Here is a 22,590-nt window from a genome sequence, read left to right as displayed (position 1 = left end):
CGGCGCTTGATCGACTCGCCTTCGCCGATCCGGCGGTATCCCGGCGTCCGGATACCCCGACATCGGCGATGTCGAGCTGATCAAGCGCTGCGCGGGGCGGTCGGGTCAGTGCGGGGCGGGTCGCGTCTGTGCGGGGCGACCCGGGTCAGTGCGGGGCGACCCGGGTCAGGTAGGTGTGGTGGGTGGTGAAGCCGAGCCGCTGGTAGAGCGCGACCGCCGCCGTGTTGCGCTGCTCCACCTGGAGGAAGGCGTGCGTCGCCCCGGCGGACGCACCCCAGGTGGCCAGCGTGTCGATCACGCGGCGGGCCAGCCCCTGTCGGCGTGCTGCCGGCAGCACCTCGATCAGGCTGAGCCCGAGCCAGCGGCCCTGCCCGGTCACCGTGCCCCGGCCGATCGCCACCAGTGTGCCGTTGGCGTACCCGTGGGCGAAGCGGACCTGGTCCACGGCGGTGAGCACGTGCCGGGCGGCGTCCGGCAGGCCACCCTTGCGGCCAGCGGCGACGGCCAGCCACTCCTCGCTCGGCGCGCCGGCCAGTTCGATCATCACGCTGGCGTGGTCGAGTGCCGCCTCGTCCGCAGCGCCGGGCCGTTCGTCGGGGCTGCCGGCGGCGGTCGCTGATCCGGCCCGGGGCGTCCGGCCGGCGCCCGACAGTGACAGGGGCAGGCGCGCGGTCTGTACCAGCGTCGGCGGGCGGCTGCCCCAGCCCCGGCCGTCCAGCTCGGCGCCGACCGGCGCGGCGAGCGGCAGCGGTGTGTTGATCATCGCAGGTTGGCCCTGCTGGCCGTACCAGCGCTCGACCGCGTCCACTGCCGCCGGCAGCGGCCGGTCCGGGTCGCCGATCGGCAGTGCCGAGTTGGCCCGACCGGTCCAGCCGTCGGCCGCCCGGAGCAGCCAGTCGCCGAGCCCGCCCCGTGTTGGTGCCGGCCAGGCCTCGTCGGCGGCGCGCTCCAGCGCCACCACGGCGGCGGCGGTCGGCCGGCGGGTCGGCGGCACCCGCTTGGCCCGGTGCACCTGCGCCACCGGGACCCGCAGCGGACCCTGCGCGGTCGCCAGCGTGAGATGAGTCTCGCTCAGCTCCACCAGCTCCCCGAGAGCATCGGAGAAGAGCGGGCGGCCTTCGCGAATCCCCACAATCCGGCGGACCACGATCCGGTGTCCCAAGTCCTGCTGTCGGAGCACGATCGACCCCCTCCCCGGCGAGATACTAGGCTCTTACCGTCGCGGGAGATCGCGGCGAGTCTTGCGGAGGAGAAGACCGGTGACCTACATCATCGCCGAGCCGTGCGTGGATGTGCTCGACAAGGCATGTATCGAGGAGTGCCCGGTCGACTGCATTTACGAGGGCAATCGGATGCTCTACATCCACCCCGACGAGTGCGTCGACTGTGGTGCCTGTGAGCCCGTCTGCCCCGTGGAGGCGATCTTCTACGAGGATGACGTGCCGGAGCAGTGGAAGGACTACACCGGCGCCAACTACGAGTTCTTCGAGGACCTGGGCTCGCCCGGGGGCGCCTCGAAGATCGGCAAGGTGGAGAAGGACGCCACCTTCGTCGCCGCGCAGCCGCCGCGCGGCGAGGGCCACTGAACCGGCCCGCGCCGGTCTCGTCACGGCTGCCCGAGTTCACCTGGGACACCCTGGACGCCGCGGCCGTTGTGGCCGCGGCGCATCCGGAGGGCCTGATCAACCTCTCCATGGGCACGCCGGTCGACCCGGTTCCCGAGGTGATCCGGCAGGCGCTCGCTGACGCGTCCGACGCTCCTGGCTACCCGCTGACCGCCGGCACGCCGGCGCTGCGGGACGCGATCACCGCGTGGGTCGCCCGGGCCTGTGGCGCCGGGGTCGACGGTCTCGGCGTGTTGCCGACGATCGGCTCCAAGGAGCTGGTCGCCTGGCTGCCCACCCTGCTCGGCATCGGCCCGGGTGACGTGGTGGTGGTGCCGTCGATCGCGTACCCCACGTACGAGGACGGGGCCCGGCTGGCCGGCGCGACCGTGGTCCGCGCCGACTCGCTCACCGCGGTCGGGCCGACCTCCCGGGTACGGCTGGTCTGGGTCAACTCGCCCGGCAACCCGACCGGTCGGGTGCTGCCCGCGGCGCACCTGCGCAAGGTGGTCGACTGGGCCCGGGAACGTGGCGCGGTGGTCGCCAGCGACGAGTGCTACCTGTCGCTCGGCTGGTCGGCCGAGCCGGTCTCGGTGCTGTCCCCGGAGGTCTGCGGCGGCAGCTACGACGGCGTGCTCGCCGTGCACTCGCTCTCCAAGCGGTCCAACCTCGCCGGCTACCGGGCCGGCTTCGTGGCCGGCGACCCGGCGCTCGTGGCCGAGCTGCTGAAGGTCCGCAAGCACGCCGGCATGATCGTGCCCGCACCGGTGCAGGCGGCCATGGTGGCCGCACTGCAGGACGAGCGGCACGCCGACGAGCAGCGGGAGCGCTACCGCGCCCGGCGTGAGGTGCTGACCGCCGCGTTCACCGGCGTGGGCTTCACGGTCGAGCACTCGGAGGCCGGCCTGTACCTCTGGCTCACCCGTGGTGAGGACTGCTGGCAGACGGTCGACTGGCTGGCCCGACGCGGCATCCTGGTCGCCGCGGGCGTCTTCTACGGCCCCTCCGCCGGGCAGTACGTCCGGGTGGCGCTGACCGAGTCCGACGAGCACGTCGCGGCGGTCGCCGGCCGGCTGCGGGCCTGACCCCGGGCGGCCCGGCGATGACCGACGGTGTGACCGGGCGGTACGCCGGGGTGCGGGCTGCTGTGGTCGGCACCGGCCTGATCGGCGGTTCGGTGCTGCTGCGCCTGGCCGACGCGGGCCTGGACGTGACCGGTTGGGATCCCGACCCGGCGACCCGCGAGCGGGCCCGCGCCCGGGGGGTGGCCGCCCCGGCCACGATCGAGCAGGCGGTGGCCGGCCGGGACGTGGTCTTCCTCTGCGGCCCACTGCCCACCCTGCCCGGGACGCTGGCCCAGGTGGCCGCCGCGACCGCGCCGGGCTGTGTACTGACCGACGTCGGCAGCACCAAGATCGAGGTGGCTGAGGCGGCCGCCCGGCTCGGGCTGACCGACCGGTTCGTGCCCGGGCACCCGATGGCTGGCGCGGAGTCCGCCGGCCTGACCGCCGCCACCACGACCCTGCTGGCCGGTGCCGCCTGGGTGCTCTGCCCAGCTCCGGGCGCAGCGACCGACGCCTTCCGCTGGCTGGCCGGGCTGCTGGTGGAGCTGTTCGGTGCCCGGGTGGTGCCGATGTCCGCTCCAGCGCACGACTCGGCGGCCGCGCTCGCCTCACACGTGCCGCACCTGCTGGCCGGCGCGCTGGCCGGAGCGACGCAGCGGGCGCGGCTGCGCGACGCGGTGCTCGCGCTGGCCGCGGGCAGCTTCCGGGACGGCACCCGGGTCGCCGGCACCCCGGCGGAGCGGACGGCGAACATGCTGCTCGGCAACCGGGACCGGGTGCTGCACGAGCTGGCCGAGGTCCGCGTGTTCCTGGACGAGCTGGCCACCGCCCTGACCGACGGCGACGCCGCGGTGCTCACCGCCCGGTACGCGGAGGCCCGCGCGGCCCGGTCGGCGCTGCTCGACCGGCGTTTCGCCGAGCGGGACCGGGAGTTCCCCGCCGACGGCGATCATTCCGCCGAGGTGACCTGGCTGCGCGGGCTGGGCGACGACGGCGGGCACCTGACCGGCTGCCGGGTCGGCACGGACGTCGTCTCCTACACGGCATGGCTTCCGGTGACTGACTAGGGTGATGGGCATGGCGGTGGACGGTCCGGTGGTGCAGGTACGCGGCGAGGCGTACCGGGAGGTGCCGCCGGAACTGGCCCGATTCGCGGTCACCGCGACGGCCCGGGACCGCGACCGGGAGGCCACCCTGACCCGGCTCGCCGAGCGCGCCGCCGCGATCCGGGTGCTGTTGGACGGCGCCGGGCCGGTGGTGGCCCGGCGGGAGACCGGCGACCTGCGGGTCCGGCCGGAGACGCGGCGCTCGGGCGAGCGGGTGGTGGCCTGGCACGGCAGCGTCACCACCACGGTCACCGTCACCGACTTCACCGCCCTCGGCGAGCTGATGCTCCGGCTGGCGGACCAGGATCAGGTCGAGGTGGCCGGTCCCTGGTGGGAGCTGCGGCCGGACAGCCCCGCGCACCGGGAGGCGCGGCACGCCGCGATCACCGACGCGCTGCAGCGCGCCCGCGAGTACGCGGAGGCGCTCGGCGCCCAGGTCACCTCGCTGATCGAGCTGGCCGACGCCGGCGCTGCCGACCGGCCGATGTTCGCCCGCGCGGCGTTCGACGTGGGCTCCGGCGGAGGCCCGCCGGAGCTGGAGTTGGACCCGCAGCCGCAGACCGTCCAGGCGGCCGTGCAGGCGAGGTTCACCATCAGCGACCCGGTCCTGGGCTGATGCCGCCGCCCCGGGTGCTGTCGGTCGACGAGCTGGTGGCCCGGGCGCGGGCACTGGCCGAGGCCGGTCCGCGACAACTGCTCGGCATCACCGGCGCACCGGGCGCCGGGAAGTCCACGTTGGCCGAGCAGATCGTGGCCGAGATCGGTCCGACCGCCCGGCTGGTGCCGATGGACGGCTTCCACCTGGCGCAGGCGCAGCTTGTCCGGCTGGGCCGCGCCGATCGCAAGGGCGCGGTGGACACCTTCGACGCCAACGGGTACGTCTCGCTGCTGCGCCGGGTGCGCCGGCTGGAGCCCACCTCGGTCTACGCGCCGGAGTTCCGCCGGGAGCTGGAGGAGCCGATCGCCGGGGCCATCGAGGTCCCGCCATCGGTCCGCCTGGTGGTGACCGAGGGCAACTACCTGCTGCTGCCGGACTTCCCGTGGCAGGAGATCCGGTCGCTGCTGCACGAGGCCTGGTTCCTCGACCTGGACGCCGAGGTGCGGCTGCGTCGGCTGACCGCCCGGCACGAGGCGTTCGGGCGGTCGCCGGAGCAGGCGCGAGCGTGGGCGCTGGGCAGCGACGAGGTCAATGCCGCCCTGGTGACCGGCACCGCCAGCGCCGCCGATCTGGTCGTCCGACTGACCGAGCCACCAGCGGCCTGACCGGAAGTTCCGGGCAGGCAGCCGTGCCGGCGTCGGTGTCGTGCCGATCAGTCCAGTTGACGGACCGGCCGGGCCGGGTTGCCGACCGCGACCACGTTGGCCGGCAGGTCGCGGGTCACCACCGCGCCGGCACCGACGACGGTGTTCGCGCCGATCGTCACCCCGGCCAGCACGATCGCGCCGCCGCCGAGCCAGACGTTGTCGCCGATGGTGATCGGTTTCGCCGCCTCCCACTTGTCGCGGCGCGGCCCGGGCTCCACCGGGTGGGTCGGGGTGAGCAGCTGCACGTTCGGTCCGACCTGGACGTCCGCGCCGAGGGTGATCGGGGCGACGTCGAGGAAGACCGCGTGGTAGTTGACGAAGCTGCGGGGCCCGATCCGGATCTGCCAGCCGTAGTCGCAGTAGAACGGTGGCCGGATCCAGGTGCCCTCGCCCAGCTCGCCGAGCAGGTCGCGCAGGGCGGCGAGACGAGCCGCCTCGTCCGCTGCGGAGCTGGTGTTGAAGCGTTCCATCAGCCGGGCTGCCCGGTCCAGGTCGGCGATGATCTCGGGATCGTCGGCGAGGTAGGGCTCGCCGGCGAGCATCCGGTCCTTCATGGAGGTCACCCCGTCGATGATGCCGGTTCAGCCCCGGTACATGTTGGTTGGTCCGTCATTTTTCGGCCCACATTATGCATACCCGGTATGTAACACTGACGGTGGTCAATGCGTCTCCAGTAGTACCGACGCTCCACCGAGGAGGTTCCGTTGCATCGACGTAGCAGAATGGCCGCCGTCGCCGTAGTCGCCCTCGTGCTGGGCACTCCGGCGACTGCCGTCGGCAGCCCGCCCACCACCACCACCGCCCCGGACGCCGCCCCGCGCACCGCGATCGGCACCGCATCCCCGACCACCGTCACCCTGCTCACCGGTGACCGCGTCACCGTCACCGCTTCCGGGTCCGCCGCGGTCAGTCCCGGCCCCGGACGTACCCATCTCCGCTTCCTCACCACCCGCGACCGCGGCCACCTCACCGTGCTGCCACAGGACGCCCTGCCGCTGGTCCGGGCCGGTCGGGTCGACCGGCGGCTGTTCGACGTGACCGGGCTGATCGCCGCCGGCTACGACGACAGCCGCCGGGACCACCTGCCGGTGCTGGTCACCGGCAACGCGGGCGCCCGGCAGCGCACCGCCGTACCGGCCGGGCTGACGGTCACCGTGCAACTGCCGGCCATCGGCGGGGTCGCCGCGACGGCCGACAAGCAGCGGGCCGCAGCGGTCTGGGCGGCGCTCACCGGCGCCGGCGCCCGGGTCGGCACGGCGGGGGGTGCCGACCGGATCTGGCTCGACGGCCGGCGGCAGGTCAGCCTGGACCACAGCGTGCCGCAGATCGGCGCGCCGGCCGCGCACCAGGCGGGCTTCACCGGCCAGGGCGTACGCGTCGCGGTGCTGGACACCGGCATCGACGCCAACCACCCCGACCTGACCGGCCGGGTCGCCGAGTCGCACAACTTCACCGAAGCCGCCGAGGCCGGTGACACCGTCGGCCACGGCACCCACGTCGCCTCGATCATCGCCGGCAGCGGTGCCGCCTCCGGCGGTAAATACCGGGGCGTCGCGCCGGACGCAACCCTGCTCAACGGAAAGGTCTGCGAGGACCAGGGCTGCTCGGAGTCGGCGATCCTGGCCGGCATGCAGTGGGCCGCCGTCGACCAGCACGCCGACGTGATCAACATGAGCCTGGGCGGTCCCGACACGCCGGACGTCGACCCGCTGGAGTCGGCGGTCGAGTCGCTGACCGCGCAGACTGGCGCGCTCTTCGTGATCTCCGCGGGCAACGTCGGCAGCGACGGCTCGGTCGGCTCGCCGAGCACGGCGGAGGCCGCCCTCGCGGTGGGCGCGGTGGACCGTGACGACGCGCTGGCCGACTTCTCCAGCCGAGGGCCTCGGGTGGGCGACGGCGGGCTGAAGCCGGATCTCACCGCCCCCGGGGTGGAGATCGTCGCCGCTCGCGGCGACGGCACGCTGCTCGGCGATCCGGTGGGGGAGAAGTACGTCTCGCTCTCCGGTACCTCGATGGCCGCGCCGCACGTCACCGGCGCGGTGGCGCTGCTCGCCCAGCAGCACACCGGCTGGGCGGCGGGCCAGCTCAAGGCCACCCTGATGGCCTCGGCGAAGCCGCACCCGGCGCAGACCGCCTTCCAGCAGGGCGCCGGCCGGGTCGACGTGGCCAGGGCGATCACCCAGCGGGTGGTCAGCGACCCGGTCAGCGTCTCCTTCGGCCAGCCCGCCTGGCCGCACGACGACGACACCCCGGTCACCCGGGAGGTCGGCTGGCGCAACGACGGCCCGGACCCGCTCACCCTGGACCTGTCCCTCGAGGTGACCGGCTCGGACGGCCAGCCGGCGCCGGCCGGCATGTTCGCCCTCGGAACGACCCAGCTCACCGTGCCCCCGGGCGGCACCGCCGGCACCACCGTCACGGCGAACACCCGGCTCGGAACGGACGGCTACTGGACCGGGCGGATCGTGGCCCGCTCCGGGACGGCCGTGGCGGTCACCCCGGTCGCGGTCAACCGGGAGGTGGAGAGCTACCAGCTCACCGTGCGGCACCTGGACGCCACCGGTGCGGCCGCCACCGACCACGTCACCGCTCTGGTCGACCTGGACACGTTGGCCACCTACGACCTGTACGACCCGGACGGCACCGTCGACACCCGGTTGCCCAAGGGCCGCTACGGACTCGTCAGCCTCCTCTTCGCCGAGGACGGGCTCGCCCAACTGGCCCAGCCGGAGCTGGTCGTGGACGGCGACACCACGGTCACCGTCGACGGCCGGAAGGCCCGGCCGGTGCGTACCGCCGTCCCGGAGCCCTCGGCCGTGCCGGCGCTGGTGGACATCGGGGCCAACTGGGTCACCGACGACGGCGGCTCCTACGGGTTCGGCCTGCTCGCGCTCGACTTCACCGGGCTGGCCACCGGACAGATCGGCCGGCCGGTCTCCGGTGAGCGGTTCTTCGCCACGGTGAACAGCCAGTGGGCGCAGCCGGAGGTCGCCAACAGCCCGTACCTGTACGCGCTCGCCGAGAAGTTCCCCGGCCGGATGCCGACCGGCTTCGACAAGACCTACCGCAGCCGGGAGTTGGCCAGCGTCACGCACCAGTTCCGGGGCGGTTCTCCGGGCCTGGTCGCGGAGCGGGTGGTCTTCCCGCACCTCGACCCGGACCTGGGCGGCTGGGCGGTCGGCCTGCCCACCACGGTGCCCGGGCAGCGGGTCGAGCACTACAACACCCGATCGGTGCGCTGGTCCTCGGAGCTGATGTTCGGGGTGCCCACCGACGACGGTTGGACCGACCTGAAGGCGACGCTGAGCGCCGAACCACGGGCGTACCGGGCCGGCCGGCACACCCGGGAGAGCTGGGGCAGCGCCCCGTACGGGCCATCCTTCCCGGTGTCGCGCTGGCCCGGGCAGGGCGTCACCCGGCTCGCTGACGAGATCCAGGCGGACCTACCGCTGTACAGCGACGCCGAGGGGCACGCTGGCCGCTCGGTCGCCGACACCGCCCGGACGGCTCTCTACCGCGACGGCGTGCTGGTCGGCGAGCAGCCGACGCCGGGCTACGGGCGGTTCACGGTGCCGCCCGGCGACGCGGGCTACCGGCTGGAGACGTCGTCCAAGCGGAGCTTCACCGATCTCAGCACCGAGGTCAGCACGGCGTGGACGTTCCGGTCCCGGCACGTTCCCGGCGAGGACTATCGGCCGCTGCCGGTGTCGGCCATCCGGTTCACGCCACCGCTGGACGCGGCCAACGCCGCCCCGGCCGGCCGGAGTCTGGTCATCCCGGTGCAGGTGCGGCGGCAGCCCGGTGCCGCCGGGTCGCGGGTGACCGGGCTGACCGTCGACGTCTCCTACGACGGCGGCCAGAGCTGGCAACCCGCCCGCGTCCGGCACGGCGGGCACGGCTGGACCGCCACTGTGCGGCATCCCGCCGGTGCCGGCTACGCGTCCCTGCGGGCCACCGCTCGGGACGCCGCCGGTAACACGGTGACCCAACGGATCATCCAGGCGTACCGGCTGCGCTGAGGCGTACCCCGTCCGGGTCCGTGGCCGAGCGCCGCGGACCCGGCGGGATCGTCAGTCGTTGGCGTGCAGGGCGGCGTTCAGCTCGATGCCCCGGCCGGTACGCGGGCGGGCCTCCAGCGCGCCGGTCACCGAGTTGCGCCAGAACAGCAGGCCGTCGACGCCGGAGAGCTCGCGGGCCTTGACCACCCGGCCGTCCGGCAGGGTGATCTTGGAGGCGGCGGTGATGTAGCAGCCCGCCTCGACCACGCAGTCGTCGCCGAGTGAGATGCCGACGCCGGCGTTCGCGCCGATCAGGCTCCGGTCGCCGATGCTCACCTTCTCGGTGCCGCCACCGGAGAGCGTGCCCATGATCGAGGCGCCACCACCGACGTCGGAGCCGTCGCCCACCAGCACGCCCTGCACGATCCGGCCCTCCACCATCGAGGTGCCCACGGTGCCGGCGTTGAAGTTGACGAAGCCCTCGTGCATGACGGTGGTGCCGGCGGCCAGGTGGGCGCCGAGCCGGACCCGGTCCGCGTCGGCGATGCGTACACCGGCGGGCACCACGTAGTCGGTCATCCGGGGGAACTTGTCCACTCCGTACACCGACAGGTGACGGCCGGCGGCCCGCTCGATAACCCGCAGCTCGTCCACCCGCTCGGGCGGGCACGGCCCGGCGGAGGTCCAGGCCACGTTGGCCAACTTGCCGAAGATGCCGTCCAGGTTGAGCTGGTTGGGCCGGACCAGACGGTGCGAGAGCAGGTGCAACCGGAGGTACGCGTCGGGGGCGTCCTTGATCGGGTCGTCCAGGGAGCCGATCACGGTGACCACCTGCACGGTACGCAGACCGGGTAGCGACCGGTCGCCGAGCGCGGTCGGCGGCAGGTCGAGCACGTCCGCCTTGTCCTCACCGGCGACCAGCGGCAGCTCACCGAGGCCCAGCTTGCCGGTCGGGTACCAGGTGTCGAGCACCTGCTCGTCTGCGGTGACGGTGGCCAGGCCGATGCCCCAGGCGGAATCTGCGGACGTCACTGTTTCACCTTTCGGTCGCGGCCGGGCTGGCCTCTGCTCACGACTGCGGGGCTCCTCACGCTCGCCCCAGGGGCCCGCAAGCTCGCTCCTCGCGCCGACAGACCTGAAGGTACCGTGCGAACCATGGAGAACCCGCTGACCCCCGAGGTCCTCGCCGATCCGGTGGCGTTGACCCGCGCTCTTGTCGACATAGAGTCCGTGTCCCTCAACGAGAAGGCGATCGCCGACTGCGTCGAAGAGGTGCTGCGGGGCGTACCGCACCTGACCACTCACCGGCACGGCAACACGGTGATGGCGCGCACCGATCTGGGTCGGTCGCAGCGCGTCGTGCTGGCCGGGCACCTGGACACGGTGCCGCTGAACAACAACTTCCCGTCGACCATGCGCGGCGACCTCATGTACGGCTGCGGCACCTCCGACATGAAGTCCGGCGTGGCGTACGCGCTGCACCTCGCGGTGAGCCTGCCCGAGCCGCGCTACGACGTGACGTACTTCTTCTACGAGGCCGAGGAGATCGAGTCTCGGTACAACGGGCTGACCCTGGTCGGCCAGGCGTACCCGGAGTGGCTGGAGGCGGACTTCGCGGTGTTGCTGGAGCCCACGTACGGCATCGTCGAGGCGGGCTGCCAGGGCACCATGCGGGCCATCGTGACCACCTCGGGTGAGCGGGCCCACGCGGCGCGCTCCTGGCACGGGGTGAACGCCATCCACGCCGCCGGTGAGGTGCTTCGGCGGCTCCAGGCGTACGAGGCACGCCGGGTCACCATCGAGGGGTGCGACTTCCGCGAGGGTCTGAACGCGGTCCGGATCACCGGCGGCGTCGCCGGAAACGTGATCCCCGACCACTGCGAGATCGAGGTCAACTACCGGTACGCACCGGATCGCGACCCGGCGGCGGCGGAGGCGCACCTGCGGGAGGTCTTCGCGGGCTTCGAGCTGGCCGTGACCGACGCGGCGGCCGGCGCGACCCCCGGGTTGGAGGCGGCCCCGGCGAAGGAGTTCCTGGCGGCGGTCGGCGCGGCGCCGATCGGCAAGCTGGGCTGGACGGACGTGGCCCGGTTCGCGGCGATGGGCATCCCGGCGCTGAACTTCGGCCCCGGGGACCCCAACCTGGCCCACCACAAGGACGAGCACGTCGAGATCAGCAAGATCCGTGACGGCGCGGCAACCCTGCACCGCTGGCTAGCCCCAGCCTGACCCCGCCGACCCCGACCCCTTGACTCCGGTGATCAAGAGGTTTGCGTCAGCCGGGCCCGTTGTCGGCGACGCAAACCTCTTGATCAGCTCCGGAGGGTGCGGCGGCAGTGGGGGCTAGGGGTGGGTCCAGTTGGCGGGTGCGGCGGCGTTCGGCCACCACGTCTCGGATCCGTCGCTGCATCTGGCGACGGATCCGGATCATCTCGCTGTTGCTGATCACGCTGTCTCCTCCCCCGAAGGCGCGCGCCGGGGCATACCCGGTATGTGAATAGTAAGACGTACGGGCGAGCCGAATAGTTGCCCAAGATCTCGAACTATTTCTCGGCGTCTTCTCCGCGTCCGCACCCCGCCCACCCGACAGGTGCCGCTCCACTACGGTTGCTCCATGAGCCAGAGCAACGGGCGGGAGGCCGGCCGCGGTCCGGGACAGGAGCGGCATCGGGGCGCGGTCACGCTGCGCCGGGGGGCGATCCCGAGCAGCACCGCCGATCAGCGGCTGCTGGACTCGCGTGGGCGGGGCGACTGGAAGACCAGGGACGCCTGGCGTGCGCTGCGCATCCTCTCCGAGTTCGTCGAGGGTTTCGACACCCTTGCCGACCTGCCTCCGGCGGTCAGTGTCTTCGGCTCAGCGCGCAGCGGCCCAGACACTCCCGAGTGCCGGTTGGCCGAGCAGCTGGGCGGTGCACTGGCCCGGGCCGGCTACGCGGTGATCACCGGAGGTGGGCCGGGGGTGATGGAGGCCGCCAACCGGGGCGCCAGTGAGGCCGGCGGGCTCTCCGTCGGGCTCGGCATCGAGCTTCCGTTCGAGCAGGGCATCAACGAATGGGTCGACCTGGCCATCGACTTCCGCTACTTCTTCGCCCGCAAGACCATGTTCGTCAAGTACGCGCAGGCGTTCGTCGTACTGCCCGGTGGGTTCGGCACCATGGACGAGCTCTTCGAGGCGCTCACCCTGGTGCAGACCGGCAAGGTCACCCGGTTCCCGGTGGTGCTGATGGGTGTCGCCTACTGGCAGGGCCTGCTCGACTGGTTGCGCGGCACGATGGCAGCCGACGGCAAGATCGGCCCGGTCGACCTGGAGCTGATCTGCCTCACCGACGACGTCAACGCGGCGGTCCGGCACATCGTCGAGGCCGAGGCGGCGCTCTCCGCTGAGCAGGAGGCGGTCCGTGACGAGGCCGTCGCCCGCGCCGCCGCCGACCAGCAATCCGCCGCCGAGCAGGCAGCCGACCAGCCGCGGGAGGGCTGATGGCGGCGATCTGCGTCTTCTGCGCCTCCTCCCGTACCCTCGACCAGCGCTGGCTGGACCTGGCCACCGAGACCGGCGCGGAGTTGGCCCGGCGCGGGCACACTCTGGTCAGCGGCGGCGGCTGTGTCGGCATGATGGGCGCGCTGGCGGACGGCGCCCGGGCCGCCGGCGGGCGAACCCTGGGCGTGATCCCACAGGCGCTGGTCGACCTGGAGGTCGCCGACGTGCGCTCGGACGAGCTGCTGGTGACCGACTCGATGGCCAGCCGCAAGACCGTGATGATCGACAAGTCGGACGCCTTCCTCGCCCTGCCCGGCGGACTGGGCACCCTGGACGAGCTGTTCGAGGTCTGGACCACCGCCACTCTCGCCCTGCACACCAAGCCGATGGTGCTGATCGACACCGATGGCTTCTATCGCCCGCTGCTGGACTGGCTCGGCACGCTCGGCGAGCAGCACTTCCTCAAACCCGCCGGCCTCGACCTCCTCACCGTGGCCGACACCATCCCCACCGCCCTGGACGCCCTGGAATCCCACCTAACCTGACCCCCACCCGTCCCCCTCTCCCCGTCCCCCCGTCCCCCCGGCCTCCGGCCGGTTCCTCCCGTCGATCATGAAGTTAGCGGCGCCGCTGTCGGCGTGTCGCGCCGCTAACTTCATGATCGACGGAGCTAGATGGGGTGGGGTGGGGCCGGGGGGTGGGGTGGGGCCGGGGGGTGGGGAGAGCCGGGGGCCGGGAGGTGGGGGGTGGGGTTGGTGTCGTATGGGCGTGATGGGATGAGCTGATGCAGGCGTACCGGTTGGTGCGGCGGTCTGGGGGGCCGGCGCGGGGGGACGGGAGCGTGCCTGGCGGCAGCACCGTGGCCGCCGGTGGCACCGTGCTCTCCGACGACAACACCGCGCTCTCCGACGACAGCTCCGTGCTTTCTGACGACAACACCCCGGCGGGTGGTGGCGTCGTCGGCAGCGGGGTAGCAGACCGGGGCGACGGGGCCGAGTCGGTGGATGGTTCGCCGGGCCGGCGGGTCGACCCGGTGCAGGCAGAGGTGGTCGCGCACACCGACGGACCGATGCTGGTGCTCGGCGGGCCGGGCACCGGAAAGACCGGCACCCTGGTGGAGGCGGTCGCCGCCCGGGTGGCCGAGGGGGTCGACCCCGAGCGGATCCTGGTGCTGACCTTCGGCCGCCGAGCGGCCACCGCCCTGCGCCAGCGGATCGAGGCCCGGGTGGCCGAGGACGGCCACCGGGTGCTGCGCGAGCCGTTGGTGCGCACCTTCCCGGCGTACGCCTTCGGGCTGCTCCGCCGGGCCGCCGCCGAGCGTGGCGAGCCGTCGCCCCGCCTGCTCACCGGCCCCGAGCAGGATCTGATCATCCGCGAGCTGCTGGACGTGGTGGGCGAGGAGCCCGAGGACGACCCGGTCGGCTGGCCGACCGATCTGCGCCCCGCCCTGCGGACCCGAGCCTTCGCCGGCCAACTCCGCGACCTGCTCATGCGCGCCGCCGAGCGCGGCGTGGGCCCGGTCGACCTGGCCCGGCTGGGCGAGAAGCTCGGCCGCGCCGACTGGCCGGCGGCCGCCCGGTTCCTGCGGGAGTACGTGGCGGTGCTCGCGCTGCGCGACGTCAGCAACCGAGGCTCGATCGCGTACGACCCCGCCGAGCTGGTCCGGGCGGCCACCGGGCTGCTGCGCGACGACGAGGAACTGCTGACCGCCGAGCGCCGCCGGCTCGCCCATGTGTACGTCGACGAGCTGGCCGACACCGATCCCGCCCAGCTCGAGCTGCTCTCGGTGATCGCTGGCGGGGGTAAGCCGCTGGTCGCCTTCGCCGACCCGGACTCCTCCACGTACGCCTTCCGGGGCGCCGACCCGGCCGGGGTGACCACCTTCCCGCACCGGTTCCGGACCGCCTCCGGCGCGCCGGCAGCGCAGGTGCTGCTGACCACCTCCTACCGGGCCGGGCCGGGCCTGCTCGCCGCGATCGCACGACTGGGCCGCCGGCTGCGGGGTCCGGCGGCGCACCGCCGTCTGCACCCGCTGCCGGACGCCCCGGCCGGCGTGGTCGAGGTGCACACGTTCCGCTCGGCGACCAGCGAGGCCGCCTGGCTGGCCCATGCGCTGCGCTCCGCCCACCTGCTCGACGGCGTGCCCTGGTCACGGATGGCGGTGCTGGTTCGGTCGACCGCGTTGCAGCTACCCACCCTGCAACGGGCGCTGCACGCGGCCGGCGTACCGACCACGGTGCACGGCGAGGATCTGCCGCTGCACCTGCAACCGGCGGTGGCTCCACTGCTGCTCCTGCTGCGCTGCGCGCTGGAGCCGGACCGCCTGGACGAGGAGGCGGCGGTCGCGCTGCTGCACTCGCCGCTGGGCGGGGCCGACCCGCTGGCCGAGCGGCGACTGCGGCAGGGCCTGCGTGCGCTGGCGTTGGCCGGCGGGGACCGCCGCCCGTCCGGGGAGCTGATCGTCGAGGCGTTGCGTGACCCGGCCGAGCTGGCCGGCATCGACCGGCGGTGGGCGGAGCCGGCGCAGGCGGTGGCCGGGTTGCTGGCCACCGCCCGGGACATTGCCGCCCGGCCGGGCGCGACCGCCGAGGACGTGCTCTGGGCCGTCTGGCAGGCCAGCGGTCTGGCCGAACGCTGGGCCGGCGCGATCGGCCAGGGGCGGCCGGAGGCTGGTGAGGGGGATCTGGCCCGACGGCGACGGGCCGAGGCGGCCGACCGCGACCTGGACGCGGTGCTGGTGCTCTTCGACGCGGCGGCCCGGTTCACCGACCGGCTCCCCGGTGCCCGCACCGAGGTCTTCCTCGACCACGTGCTCGGCCAGGACCTGCCGGCGGACACCATCGCCCCGACCGCCGACCGGGGCGCGGCGGTCCGACTGCTCACCGCGCACGCCGCGAAGGGCCTGGAGTGGGACCTGGTCGCGGTGGTCGGAGTGCAGGAGGGCATCTGGCCGGACCTGCGGCTGCGCGGCAGCCTGCTCGGCTCGGAGCGGCTGGTCGACGTGCTGGCGGGTCGGTCCGTCGGCGGCGCCACCGCGGCGAACGTGGTGGGTCAGACCTCGGCGTTGCTCGACGAGGAACGCCGCCTCTTCCACGTGGCCGTCAGCCGCGCCCGACACCGGCTGCTGGTCAGCGCCGTGGCCTCGGCCGCAGTCGGCGGCGACGACCACGAGGAGCAGCCGAGCCGCTTCCTCTACGAGCTGGGCCCCATCGCGCCGCCCACCCCACCGGGGGGCACCGGGCCGGTCGACCCGTCCACACCGCCCGGTCCCCGCACCGGCCCGCCGACCAACGATCCCGCCGGCGGCGGCAGCCCGAGCGCCGCGCCTACCGGCGGCGGTAGCCCGAGCACCGCGCTCACCGGCGGCGGTAGCCCGAGCACCGCGCTCACCGACGGCGGCGCCCCGAGTACCCCACGCGCCAGCGGCGGCGCTCCGAGCATTCCACTCACCGACGGCGGCGCTCCGAGCACCGCGCCTACCGGCGGCGGTGCGGTCGAGGGCGGCGGTGCGACTGACGGCGACGGCGAGCCGGACCGGCCCGGGGCACTGCCGGTCACCCGACCGCCTCGGGCGCTCACCCTGCCGGCGCTGGTGGCCGAGCTGCGTACCGCGATCACCGACCCGGCCGCACCGGCGGCCCGGCGGCGCGCCGCGGCGACCGAGCTGGCACGGCTCGCCGCCGCTGGCGTGCCTGGCGCGCACCCCGACGACTGGTGGGGGCTCCGGGCGCTCTCCGACGACCGGCCGTTGGTGGATGACGGCGAGCCGGTACGGGTCACTCCGTCGGCGATGGAGAGCGCACTGCGGTGCAGCCTGCGCTGGCTGCTGGAACGGCACGGCGGCAGCGGCCCGACCAGCACCGCGCAGGGGGTGGGCAATCTGGTGCACGCCGCCGCGATGCTCGCCGAGGACGCCAGCGCCGACCGGGGTGCCCTGCTTGACTACGTGGCCGCCCGGTTCGACGCGATCGAGTTGGCCGCCCGGTGGATGGCCGGCCCGGAGCGGGAGCGGGCCGAGGCGATGGTCGACAAGCTGCTGCGCTGGCTGGCGACCAACCCGCGCCGGCTGCTCGCCATCGAGCACGAGTTCGCGGTCCGCCTGGACGACCCGCAGCGGCCGGTCGACCTGACCGGTCGGGTCGATCGGCTGGAGGTCGACGAGGACGGTCGGCTGGTGGTGATCGACCTGAAGACCGGTAAGTCCACCGCGGTCACCGGCACCGACCTGGCCGAGCACCCGCAGCTGGGCGCATACCAGGCGGCGGTGGAGGCGGGGGCGTTCGCCGAGTTCGGCGACGAGTCCGGGGGTGCTGCGCTGGTGCAGCTCGGCACCTCCGCCAAGGACGCCAGGGAGCAGAACCAGCCGGCGGTCGGCGAGGGGCCGGCGGCCGGCTGGGCGACCGCGCTGGTCCGGCGGACCGCCGATACGATGGCAGCCGCCACGTTCGCCGCGGTGGCCAACTCGAAGTGCCGGGTCTGCCCGGTGCGCACCAGCTGCCCGGTCTCGGGGCAGGGGCGCCAGGTCGTCGAACCGCCGACCACCCGGAGCATCCGTGAAGGCGAGGAGTGAGCGTGCGATTCCCGCAGTCACGAACGATGTCGCCGTGAGCGCGAGGAGCGAGCCGGTCCTGCGAGCCCCACAGTCGCGAGCTGAGGCGGGCCGGTGACCCAGCCCACCCTGTTCGGCGCCGGCCCCGCTCCGGCGCCCCGACTCGCCGATTCCGGCCCGCGGTACACCCCGGTGGAGCTGGCCAAGCTGCTGCGGCTGCCGGCGCCCACCCGGGAGCAGGCCGCGATCATCGCCGCCCCGGTGGAGCCGCTGCTGGTGGTCGCCGGTGCCGGGTCCGGCAAGACCGAGACGATGGCCGCGCGGGTGGTCTGGCTGGTGGCCAACTCGTACGTGCGCCCGGAGCAGATCCTCGGGTTGACCTTCACCCGTAAGGCGGCTGGTGAGCTGGCCCACCGGGTACGGACCCGGCTCGATCAGCTGATCCGCCGGGTCGGCCGGCAGGGCCGGGACCCGCTGGACGATCCGCTGGCCGGCGAGCCCACCGTCTCCACGTACCACTCGTACGCCGGGCGGATCGTCACCGAGCACGGGCTGCGGGCCGGCTACGAGCCGTCCACCCGACTGCTCACCGAGGCGTCCCGCTGGCAGCTGGTCGACCTGCTGGTGCGCAACTACGACGGCGACATGTCCGAGGTGGACCGGATGCCGAGCACCATCACCGACGCGGTGCTGGCGCTCGCCGGGGAGCTGGACGAGCACCTGGTCGCCCCGGACCAGTTGGCGGCCTGGACCGGGCGGTTCTTCGCCGAGGTGCAGTCCCGGCCGGGTCGGGTCTACGCCGACGTGCGCAAGGCGCTCGCCCTCCAGCAGACCCGGCTGCGCCTGCTGCCGCTGGTGCGGGCGTACGCCCGGCGCAAGGCGGACTTCGAGGCGATGGACTTCGCCGACCAGCTCGCCCGGGCGGCCCGGGTGGCCCGGGACCACCCGGGGGTCGGCGAGATCGAGCGGGACCGCTTCCGGGTGGTGCTGCTCGACGAGTACCAGGACACGAGCCACGCCCAGGTGGTGCTGCTCAACGCTTTGTTCGGCGGCGGGCACCCGGTGACGGCGGTGGGGGACCCGTGCCAGTCGATCTACGGCTGGCGGGGGGCCAGCGCCGGAACGTTGGACCGGTTCCCGACCGAGTTCGCCCGGGCCGACGGTCAGCCGGCCGCAGCGCTCGGGCTCACCACCAGTTGGCGCAACCGCCCGGAGATCCTCCGGGTGGCGAACGCGCTGTCCACACCGCTGCGCGCGGCCGGTGCCCGGGTGCCGGAGCTGCGCTCCGCGCTGACGGTCCGGGATCCGATCCCGCACCGCAGCCCCGGAGGGGCCGCGGGTGGCACGGTGCACTGCGCATTGCTGCCCACGTACGCCGATGAGGCGGACTGGATCGCCGACAGCGTGCTCGCGGCGTGGCGTGGCGCGGCCCGGATGCCGGGCGCGGCGCCCGAGCACATCCCGGTGGCGCAGCGCCCGACCACCGCCGTCCTGGTCCGGGTCCGCAGTCAGATCCCGGCGATCGAGTCGGCGCTGCGCGAGCGCGGTCTTCCGGTCGAGGTGGTCGGGCTGGGTGGCCTGCTGGACACCCCCGAGGTCCGCGACGTGGTGTGCACGCTGCGGGTGCTGGCCGACCCGACCGACGGTGCCGCCCTGCTGCGGCTGCTCACCGGTGCCCGCTGGCGGATCGGGCCGCGCGACCTGGTGGCCCTGCACCGGCGGGCCCGGGCCATCGCCAACGCCCGGCGACGGTTGGCCGCCGACGACACCTCCGAGATCAGTCCCGACCTGCTGGACGAGGCGACCCTGGTGGAGGCGCTGGCCGACCTCGGCCCGGCGCAGGCGTACTCGGCGGAGGGTTTCGCGCGGTTGCGCGCGTACGGCCGGGAGCTGGCGCTGCTGCGCTACCGCCTGGACCAGGCACTGCCGGACCTGATCGCGGACATCGAGCGGACCATCGGCCTGGACGTGGAGGTCGCGGTGCGGGCCGGCCGGGACGGCGCTGGCGACGCCGGCCTGGCCCGGGGGCACCTGGACGCCCTCGGCGACGTGGCGGCCCGGTTCAGCGGGGAGACCCCCGGCGCGACCCTCGCCGGCTTCCTGTCCTACCTGGCCGCCGCCGAGGACGAGGAGCGCGGCCTCGCCCCCGGCGAGGTCGAGGTGGTGGAGGGCGCGGTGCAGGTGGTCACCGCCCACGCCGCCAAGGGGCTGGAGTGGGACGTGGTGGCGGTGGCGGGGCTGAGCCGTGGGCTGTGGCCCGGGCCGGTGCGCAACTCCGACCACTGGCTGGGCGGGCTGGGCGTGCTGCCGTTCCCGCTGCGCGGTGACGTTGACGGGTTGCCCGAGCTGGCGCTCGACGAGGCGGCGGACCAGCGGGCGGTGGCCCGGGCGGTGACCGACTTCACCGACGCCTGGCGGGCTCACGACGAGCGGGAGGAGCGCCGGCTGACGTACGTGGCGGTGACCCGGCCGCGCCGGCTGCTGCTCTGCTCGGCTTACTGGTGGGGGGAGGGGACCAAGCGGCCGCGTGGCCCGTCGGTCTTCCTGCGCGAGGTGTACGACGCCTGCCTGGACGGCGGCCCGGGGCACCTGGTCGACGCGTGGGCGCCGGAACCGACCCCGGATGCGACGAACCCGACCGCCGAGGTGGTGCTCCGCGCGGAGTGGCCGGCCGACCCGCTGGGTGGCCGTCGGCCGGCGCTGGCCGAGGCTGCGGGTCTGGTCCGCCGTCTGATGAGCGATGGCCCGGCGGAGTTGGTGGTCGCCGGCGGGTCGGAGGTGGATCCCGAGGTGGTGCGCTGGCAGCGCGAGGCGGACCTGCTGCTGGCCGAGCGGGCCGAGTTGACCCGGCTCTCCGGCGCGGTCGAGGTGGCCCTGCCCGGCCAGCTGAGCGTCACCCAGCTGGTCGCGTTGCGCCGCGACCCGGCGGCGCTGGCCCGGACGCTGCGCCGCCCGGTGCCCACCGAGCCCAACCCGTACGCCCGCCGCGGCACGGCCTTCCACGCCTGGCTGGAGCAGCGCTTCGGCGCCGACCGGCTGCTCGACCTGGACGAGCTGCCCGGCGCGGCCGACGCGGATGCCGCGCCGGACGAGGCGCTCGTCGAGCTTCAGGAGCGCTTCCTGGCCAGCGAGTGGGCCGACCGGGCACCGGTGGAGGTGGAGGTGCCGTTCGCCACGGTGATCGCCGGGGTGGTGGTCCGGGGGCGGATGGATGCTGTCTTCGCTCGGCCGGGCGGCCGGTTCGACGTGGTCGACTGGAAGACCGGTGCGCAGCCCTCCGGTCCGGCGGCGGAGGTGGCCGCGGTGCAGTTGGCCGTCTACCGGCTGGCCTGGGCGGAGCTGGCCGGTGTGCCGGTCGACCGGGTGGGTGCGGCGTTCCACTACGTCCGGGACGGGGCGACGGTGCGCCCCGCCGACCTGCTGGACGTGACCGGGCTCACGGCCCTGATTGCCAAGTTGCCCGAAGATTCCGCCCGACATTGACCATGGCGGGAAAATCCGTGGTAGGTTGAACGGGTTGCAGTTTTGGTTACCAGAGACTCTGTGTGCGCCTGGCGGGATTGTGGCCCCAGGCGCTCTTTGTTGTGTCCGGAGTTCTCCGGGCGGGGCGACCAGAAGCGACAGGCGATTCGCGCATTCCCGCGCGGAGCGCTCCTCTTCGGGCTCGCAACAAGTGCGAGTCCGACGTTCCGTCAAGGAGACGAAACACATGGCTATTGGCACCGTGAAGTGGTTCAACGCTGACAAGGGCTTCGGCTTCATCACCCCGGACGGCGGCGGCGCTGACGTCTTCGCCCACTTCTCGGCGATCCAGTCCTCCGGCTACCGGAGCCTGGACGAGAACCAGCGGGTCGAGTTCGAGGTGACCCAGGGCCAGAAGGGCCCGCAGGCGGAGAACATCCGCCCGATCTGATCTTCGGATCGGTCGGCATTACCTGTCGCGCCCTCCGGGCGCGGCGGTGACGGGACCGGCCCGCTCCGCCGTCGACCTGCGTAAGCAGGCGGCGGCCCGGCGGCGGGCCGGCCCGTACCCCCTTCGGTTCGTGCTTGTGAGTCCTGGCGGCTTTTTCCGCTGGCGACAGCGCCGTCTTCGGCGCCCTCCCTCGACACGTGCCGCGTCGAGGAAGGCTTTTGCGTGACCACTGTTATTCCTTCGTTCGCCCATACCGGTCTGGCACCCGCGCTGCTCAGCGCGTTGACCGCGCAGGGCATCACGGAGCCGTTCCCGATCCAGTCGGCCACGCTGCCCGACTCGCTCGCCGGTCGGGATGTGCTCGGCCGGGGTCGTACCGGCTCCGGCAAGACCCTCGCCTTCGGGCTTCCGCTGCTCTCCCGCACCGCCGGCCACCGGGCCCGCCCGGGCCGCCCGCTGGCCCTGGTGCTGGTGCCGACCCGGGAGTTGGCCCAGCAGGTCACCACCGCGCTGGCCCCGTACGCCCGCGCCGTCGGGCTGCGCTGCGTCACCGTCGTCGGCGGGCTGTCGTTGCAGCGTCAGGCGGACGCCCTGCGCGCCGGCGCCGAGGTGGTCGTGGCGACCCCCGGCCGGCTGCACGACCTGATCAATCGCGGCGACGCCCGGCTCGACCAGGTCGAGATCACCGTGCTGGACGAGGCCGACCAGATGGCCGACATGGGCTTCCTGCCGCAGGTCACCAAGCTGCTGGAGCAGGTCGCGCCGCAGGGCCAGCGGATGCTCTTCTCGGCCACCCTGGATGGCGGCGTGGACCGGTTGGTCCGCCGCTTCCTGAGCAGCCCGGTGACCCACTCGGTCGACCCGGGCACCGCCACGGTCACCGCGATGACCCACCACGTGCTGCACGTCGACGCGGTGGACAAGCCCGACGCGCTGACCCGGATCGCCGCCCGTGAGGGCCGCACCATCCTGTTCATGGGTACGAAGCACCGCGCCGACCGGCTCGCCCGCCAGTTGCTCTCCAAGGGGGTACGCGCGGCCGCGCTGCACGGCGGCAAGTCCCAACCGCAGCGCACCCGCATCCTGGAGCAGTTCCGCAACGGCCAGGTGACCGCCCTGGTCGCCACGGACGTGGCGGCCCGGGGCATCCACGTCGACGGCCTGGACATGGTCGTCAACGTGGACCCGCCGACCGAGGCGAAGGACTACCTGCACCGGGGCGGTCGGACCGCCCGGGCCGGAGAGTCCGGCAGCGTGGTCACCCTGGTCCTGCCGGAGCAGCGCCGGGACGTGTCCCGCCTGATGGCAGTCGCCGGCATCCGGCCCGAGTCGGTCCAGGTGCGCCCGGGTGACGAGGCGCTGGCCCGGGTGACCGGTGCCCGCGAGCCTTCCGGCGTGCCGGTGACCATTGTCGCCGCCCCGCAGGCTGCCGCTGGTCGGGGACGTACCGCCGGTGGGTCCGGCGGCTCGGTCGCCGACGGTGCCGGCCGCTCGGCGCACCGTGCGTCGGGTCGGTCCCGCCGCCCGCGTCGCCCCCGCACCGTCTGATCCGTACGCCCGACCGACCCGCCCC

General features: G+C 74.0%; 17 protein-coding genes. 13 read left to right on the top strand and 4 right to left on the bottom strand.

What is annotated here, in order from left to right; genetic code table 11:
- Positions 1–145: 145 nt before the first annotated feature.
- Positions 146–1,180: a GNAT family N-acetyltransferase gene (locus ACFY29_RS18030; RefSeq protein ID WP_386987468.1), complete on the bottom strand. Its 1,035-nt coding sequence runs from the start codon at positions 1,178–1,180 to the stop codon at positions 146–148.
- 79 nt (positions 1,181–1,259) lie between these two features.
- Between ACFY29_RS18030 and fdxA the strand changes: the two genes are divergently transcribed.
- Genes fdxA through ACFY29_RS18005 form a run of 5 tightly spaced genes read left to right on the top strand, consistent with a single transcriptional unit; the run spans position 1,260 to position 5,037 of the window.
- Complete coding sequence (gene fdxA, locus ACFY29_RS18025; RefSeq protein WP_007464872.1) at positions 1,260–1,586, top strand: ferredoxin; 327 nt, start codon at positions 1,260–1,262, stop codon at positions 1,584–1,586.
- Positions 1,583–2,689, top strand: a complete 1,107-nt coding sequence (dapC, locus tag ACFY29_RS18020; protein WP_386988488.1) for a succinyldiaminopimelate transaminase — start codon at positions 1,583–1,585, stop codon at positions 2,687–2,689. Before fdxA ends, dapC begins: the two co-directional genes overlap by 4 nt.
- 17 nt (positions 2,690–2,706) lie before the next feature.
- On the top strand, positions 2,707–3,735 hold the full coding sequence (locus tag ACFY29_RS18015; RefSeq protein WP_386987466.1) for a prephenate dehydrogenase: 1,029 nt from the start codon (positions 2,707–2,709) through the stop codon (positions 3,733–3,735).
- Between the two features lie 10 nt (positions 3,736–3,745).
- Entirely contained in the window at positions 3,746–4,390 is a 645-nt protein-coding gene (locus ACFY29_RS18010; protein ID WP_386987463.1) for an SIMPL domain-containing protein, read from the top strand.
- Complete coding sequence (locus ACFY29_RS18005) at positions 4,390–5,037, top strand: nucleoside/nucleotide kinase family protein (protein WP_386987460.1); 648 nt, start codon at positions 4,390–4,392, stop codon at positions 5,035–5,037. Before ACFY29_RS18010 ends, ACFY29_RS18005 begins: the two co-directional genes overlap by 1 nt.
- A gap of 47 nt (positions 5,038–5,084) precedes the next feature.
- Here the strand turns inward: ACFY29_RS18005 and ACFY29_RS18000 are convergent, their stop codons facing one another.
- Positions 5,085–5,642, bottom strand: coding sequence for a sugar O-acetyltransferase (locus ACFY29_RS18000; RefSeq protein ID WP_328420139.1), 558 nt, complete (start codon positions 5,640–5,642; stop codon positions 5,085–5,087).
- A gap of 159 nt (positions 5,643–5,801) precedes the next feature.
- On the opposite strand from ACFY29_RS18000, the gene ACFY29_RS17995 reads away from it, so the two are divergent.
- Complete coding sequence (locus ACFY29_RS17995) at positions 5,802–9,098, top strand: S8 family serine peptidase (protein ID WP_386988485.1); 3,297 nt, start codon at positions 5,802–5,804, stop codon at positions 9,096–9,098.
- A 51-nt stretch (positions 9,099–9,149) separates the two neighbouring features.
- On the opposite strand, the gene dapD is transcribed toward ACFY29_RS17995, so the two are convergent.
- Complete coding sequence (gene dapD, locus ACFY29_RS17990; RefSeq protein WP_328420137.1) at positions 9,150–10,109, bottom strand: 2,3,4,5-tetrahydropyridine-2,6-dicarboxylate N-succinyltransferase; 960 nt, start codon at positions 10,107–10,109, stop codon at positions 9,150–9,152.
- A 123-nt stretch (positions 10,110–10,232) separates the two neighbouring features.
- Between dapD and dapE the strand changes: the two genes are divergently transcribed.
- On the top strand, positions 10,233–11,306 hold the full coding sequence (gene dapE, locus ACFY29_RS17985) for a succinyl-diaminopimelate desuccinylase (protein WP_386987456.1): 1,074 nt from the start codon (positions 10,233–10,235) through the stop codon (positions 11,304–11,306).
- Between the two features lie 46 nt (positions 11,307–11,352).
- Here the strand turns inward: dapE and ACFY29_RS17980 are convergent, their stop codons facing one another.
- The gene (locus ACFY29_RS17980) at positions 11,353–11,526 is read right to left on the bottom strand and encodes a hypothetical protein (protein ID WP_328420133.1); all 174 of its coding nucleotides are present in this window, start codon (positions 11,524–11,526) and stop codon (positions 11,353–11,355) included.
- Between the two features lie 165 nt (positions 11,527–11,691).
- On the opposite strand from ACFY29_RS17980, the gene ACFY29_RS17975 reads away from it, so the two are divergent.
- The 6 genes from ACFY29_RS17975 to ACFY29_RS17950 all read left to right on the top strand — a co-directional run bounded on the left by ACFY29_RS17975 (position 11,692) and on the right by ACFY29_RS17950 (position 22,565).
- Positions 11,692–12,555 carry a TIGR00730 family Rossman fold protein gene (locus ACFY29_RS17975; protein ID WP_328420131.1) on the top strand — a complete coding sequence of 288 codons (864 nt, stop codon included), beginning with the start codon at positions 11,692–11,694 and terminating at the stop codon, positions 12,553–12,555.
- Complete coding sequence (locus tag ACFY29_RS17970; protein ID WP_328420130.1) at positions 12,555–13,100, top strand: TIGR00730 family Rossman fold protein; 546 nt, start codon at positions 12,555–12,557, stop codon at positions 13,098–13,100. Before ACFY29_RS17975 ends, ACFY29_RS17970 begins: the two co-directional genes overlap by 1 nt.
- Before the next feature lie 296 nt (positions 13,101–13,396).
- A complete protein-coding gene (locus ACFY29_RS17965) occupies positions 13,397–17,125 on the top strand; it encodes an ATP-dependent helicase (RefSeq protein WP_386987450.1) in 3,729 nt (1,242 codons plus the stop codon).
- 93 nt (positions 17,126–17,218) lie between these two features.
- Positions 17,219–20,587 (top strand): ATP-dependent helicase, encoded by a 3,369-nt coding sequence (locus ACFY29_RS17960; RefSeq protein WP_386987448.1) that lies wholly within the window; start codon positions 17,219–17,221, stop codon positions 20,585–20,587.
- 226 nt (positions 20,588–20,813) lie between these two features.
- Complete coding sequence (locus tag ACFY29_RS17955; protein WP_101369720.1) at positions 20,814–21,017, top strand: cold-shock protein; 204 nt, start codon at positions 20,814–20,816, stop codon at positions 21,015–21,017.
- A 222-nt stretch (positions 21,018–21,239) separates the two neighbouring features.
- Complete coding sequence (locus ACFY29_RS17950) at positions 21,240–22,565, top strand: DEAD/DEAH box helicase (RefSeq protein ID WP_355614593.1); 1,326 nt, start codon at positions 21,240–21,242, stop codon at positions 22,563–22,565.
- Positions 22,566–22,590: the final 25 nt, after the last annotated feature.

Origin of the sequence: Micromonospora sp. NPDC000668 (genome assembly GCF_042897975.1) — a bacterium.
Taxonomy (GTDB): domain Bacteria; phylum Actinomycetota; class Actinomycetes; order Mycobacteriales; family Micromonosporaceae; genus Micromonospora.
The sequence above is the reverse complement of the archived record's forward strand: the minus strand, read 5'-3'. Positions and strand labels throughout refer to the sequence as shown.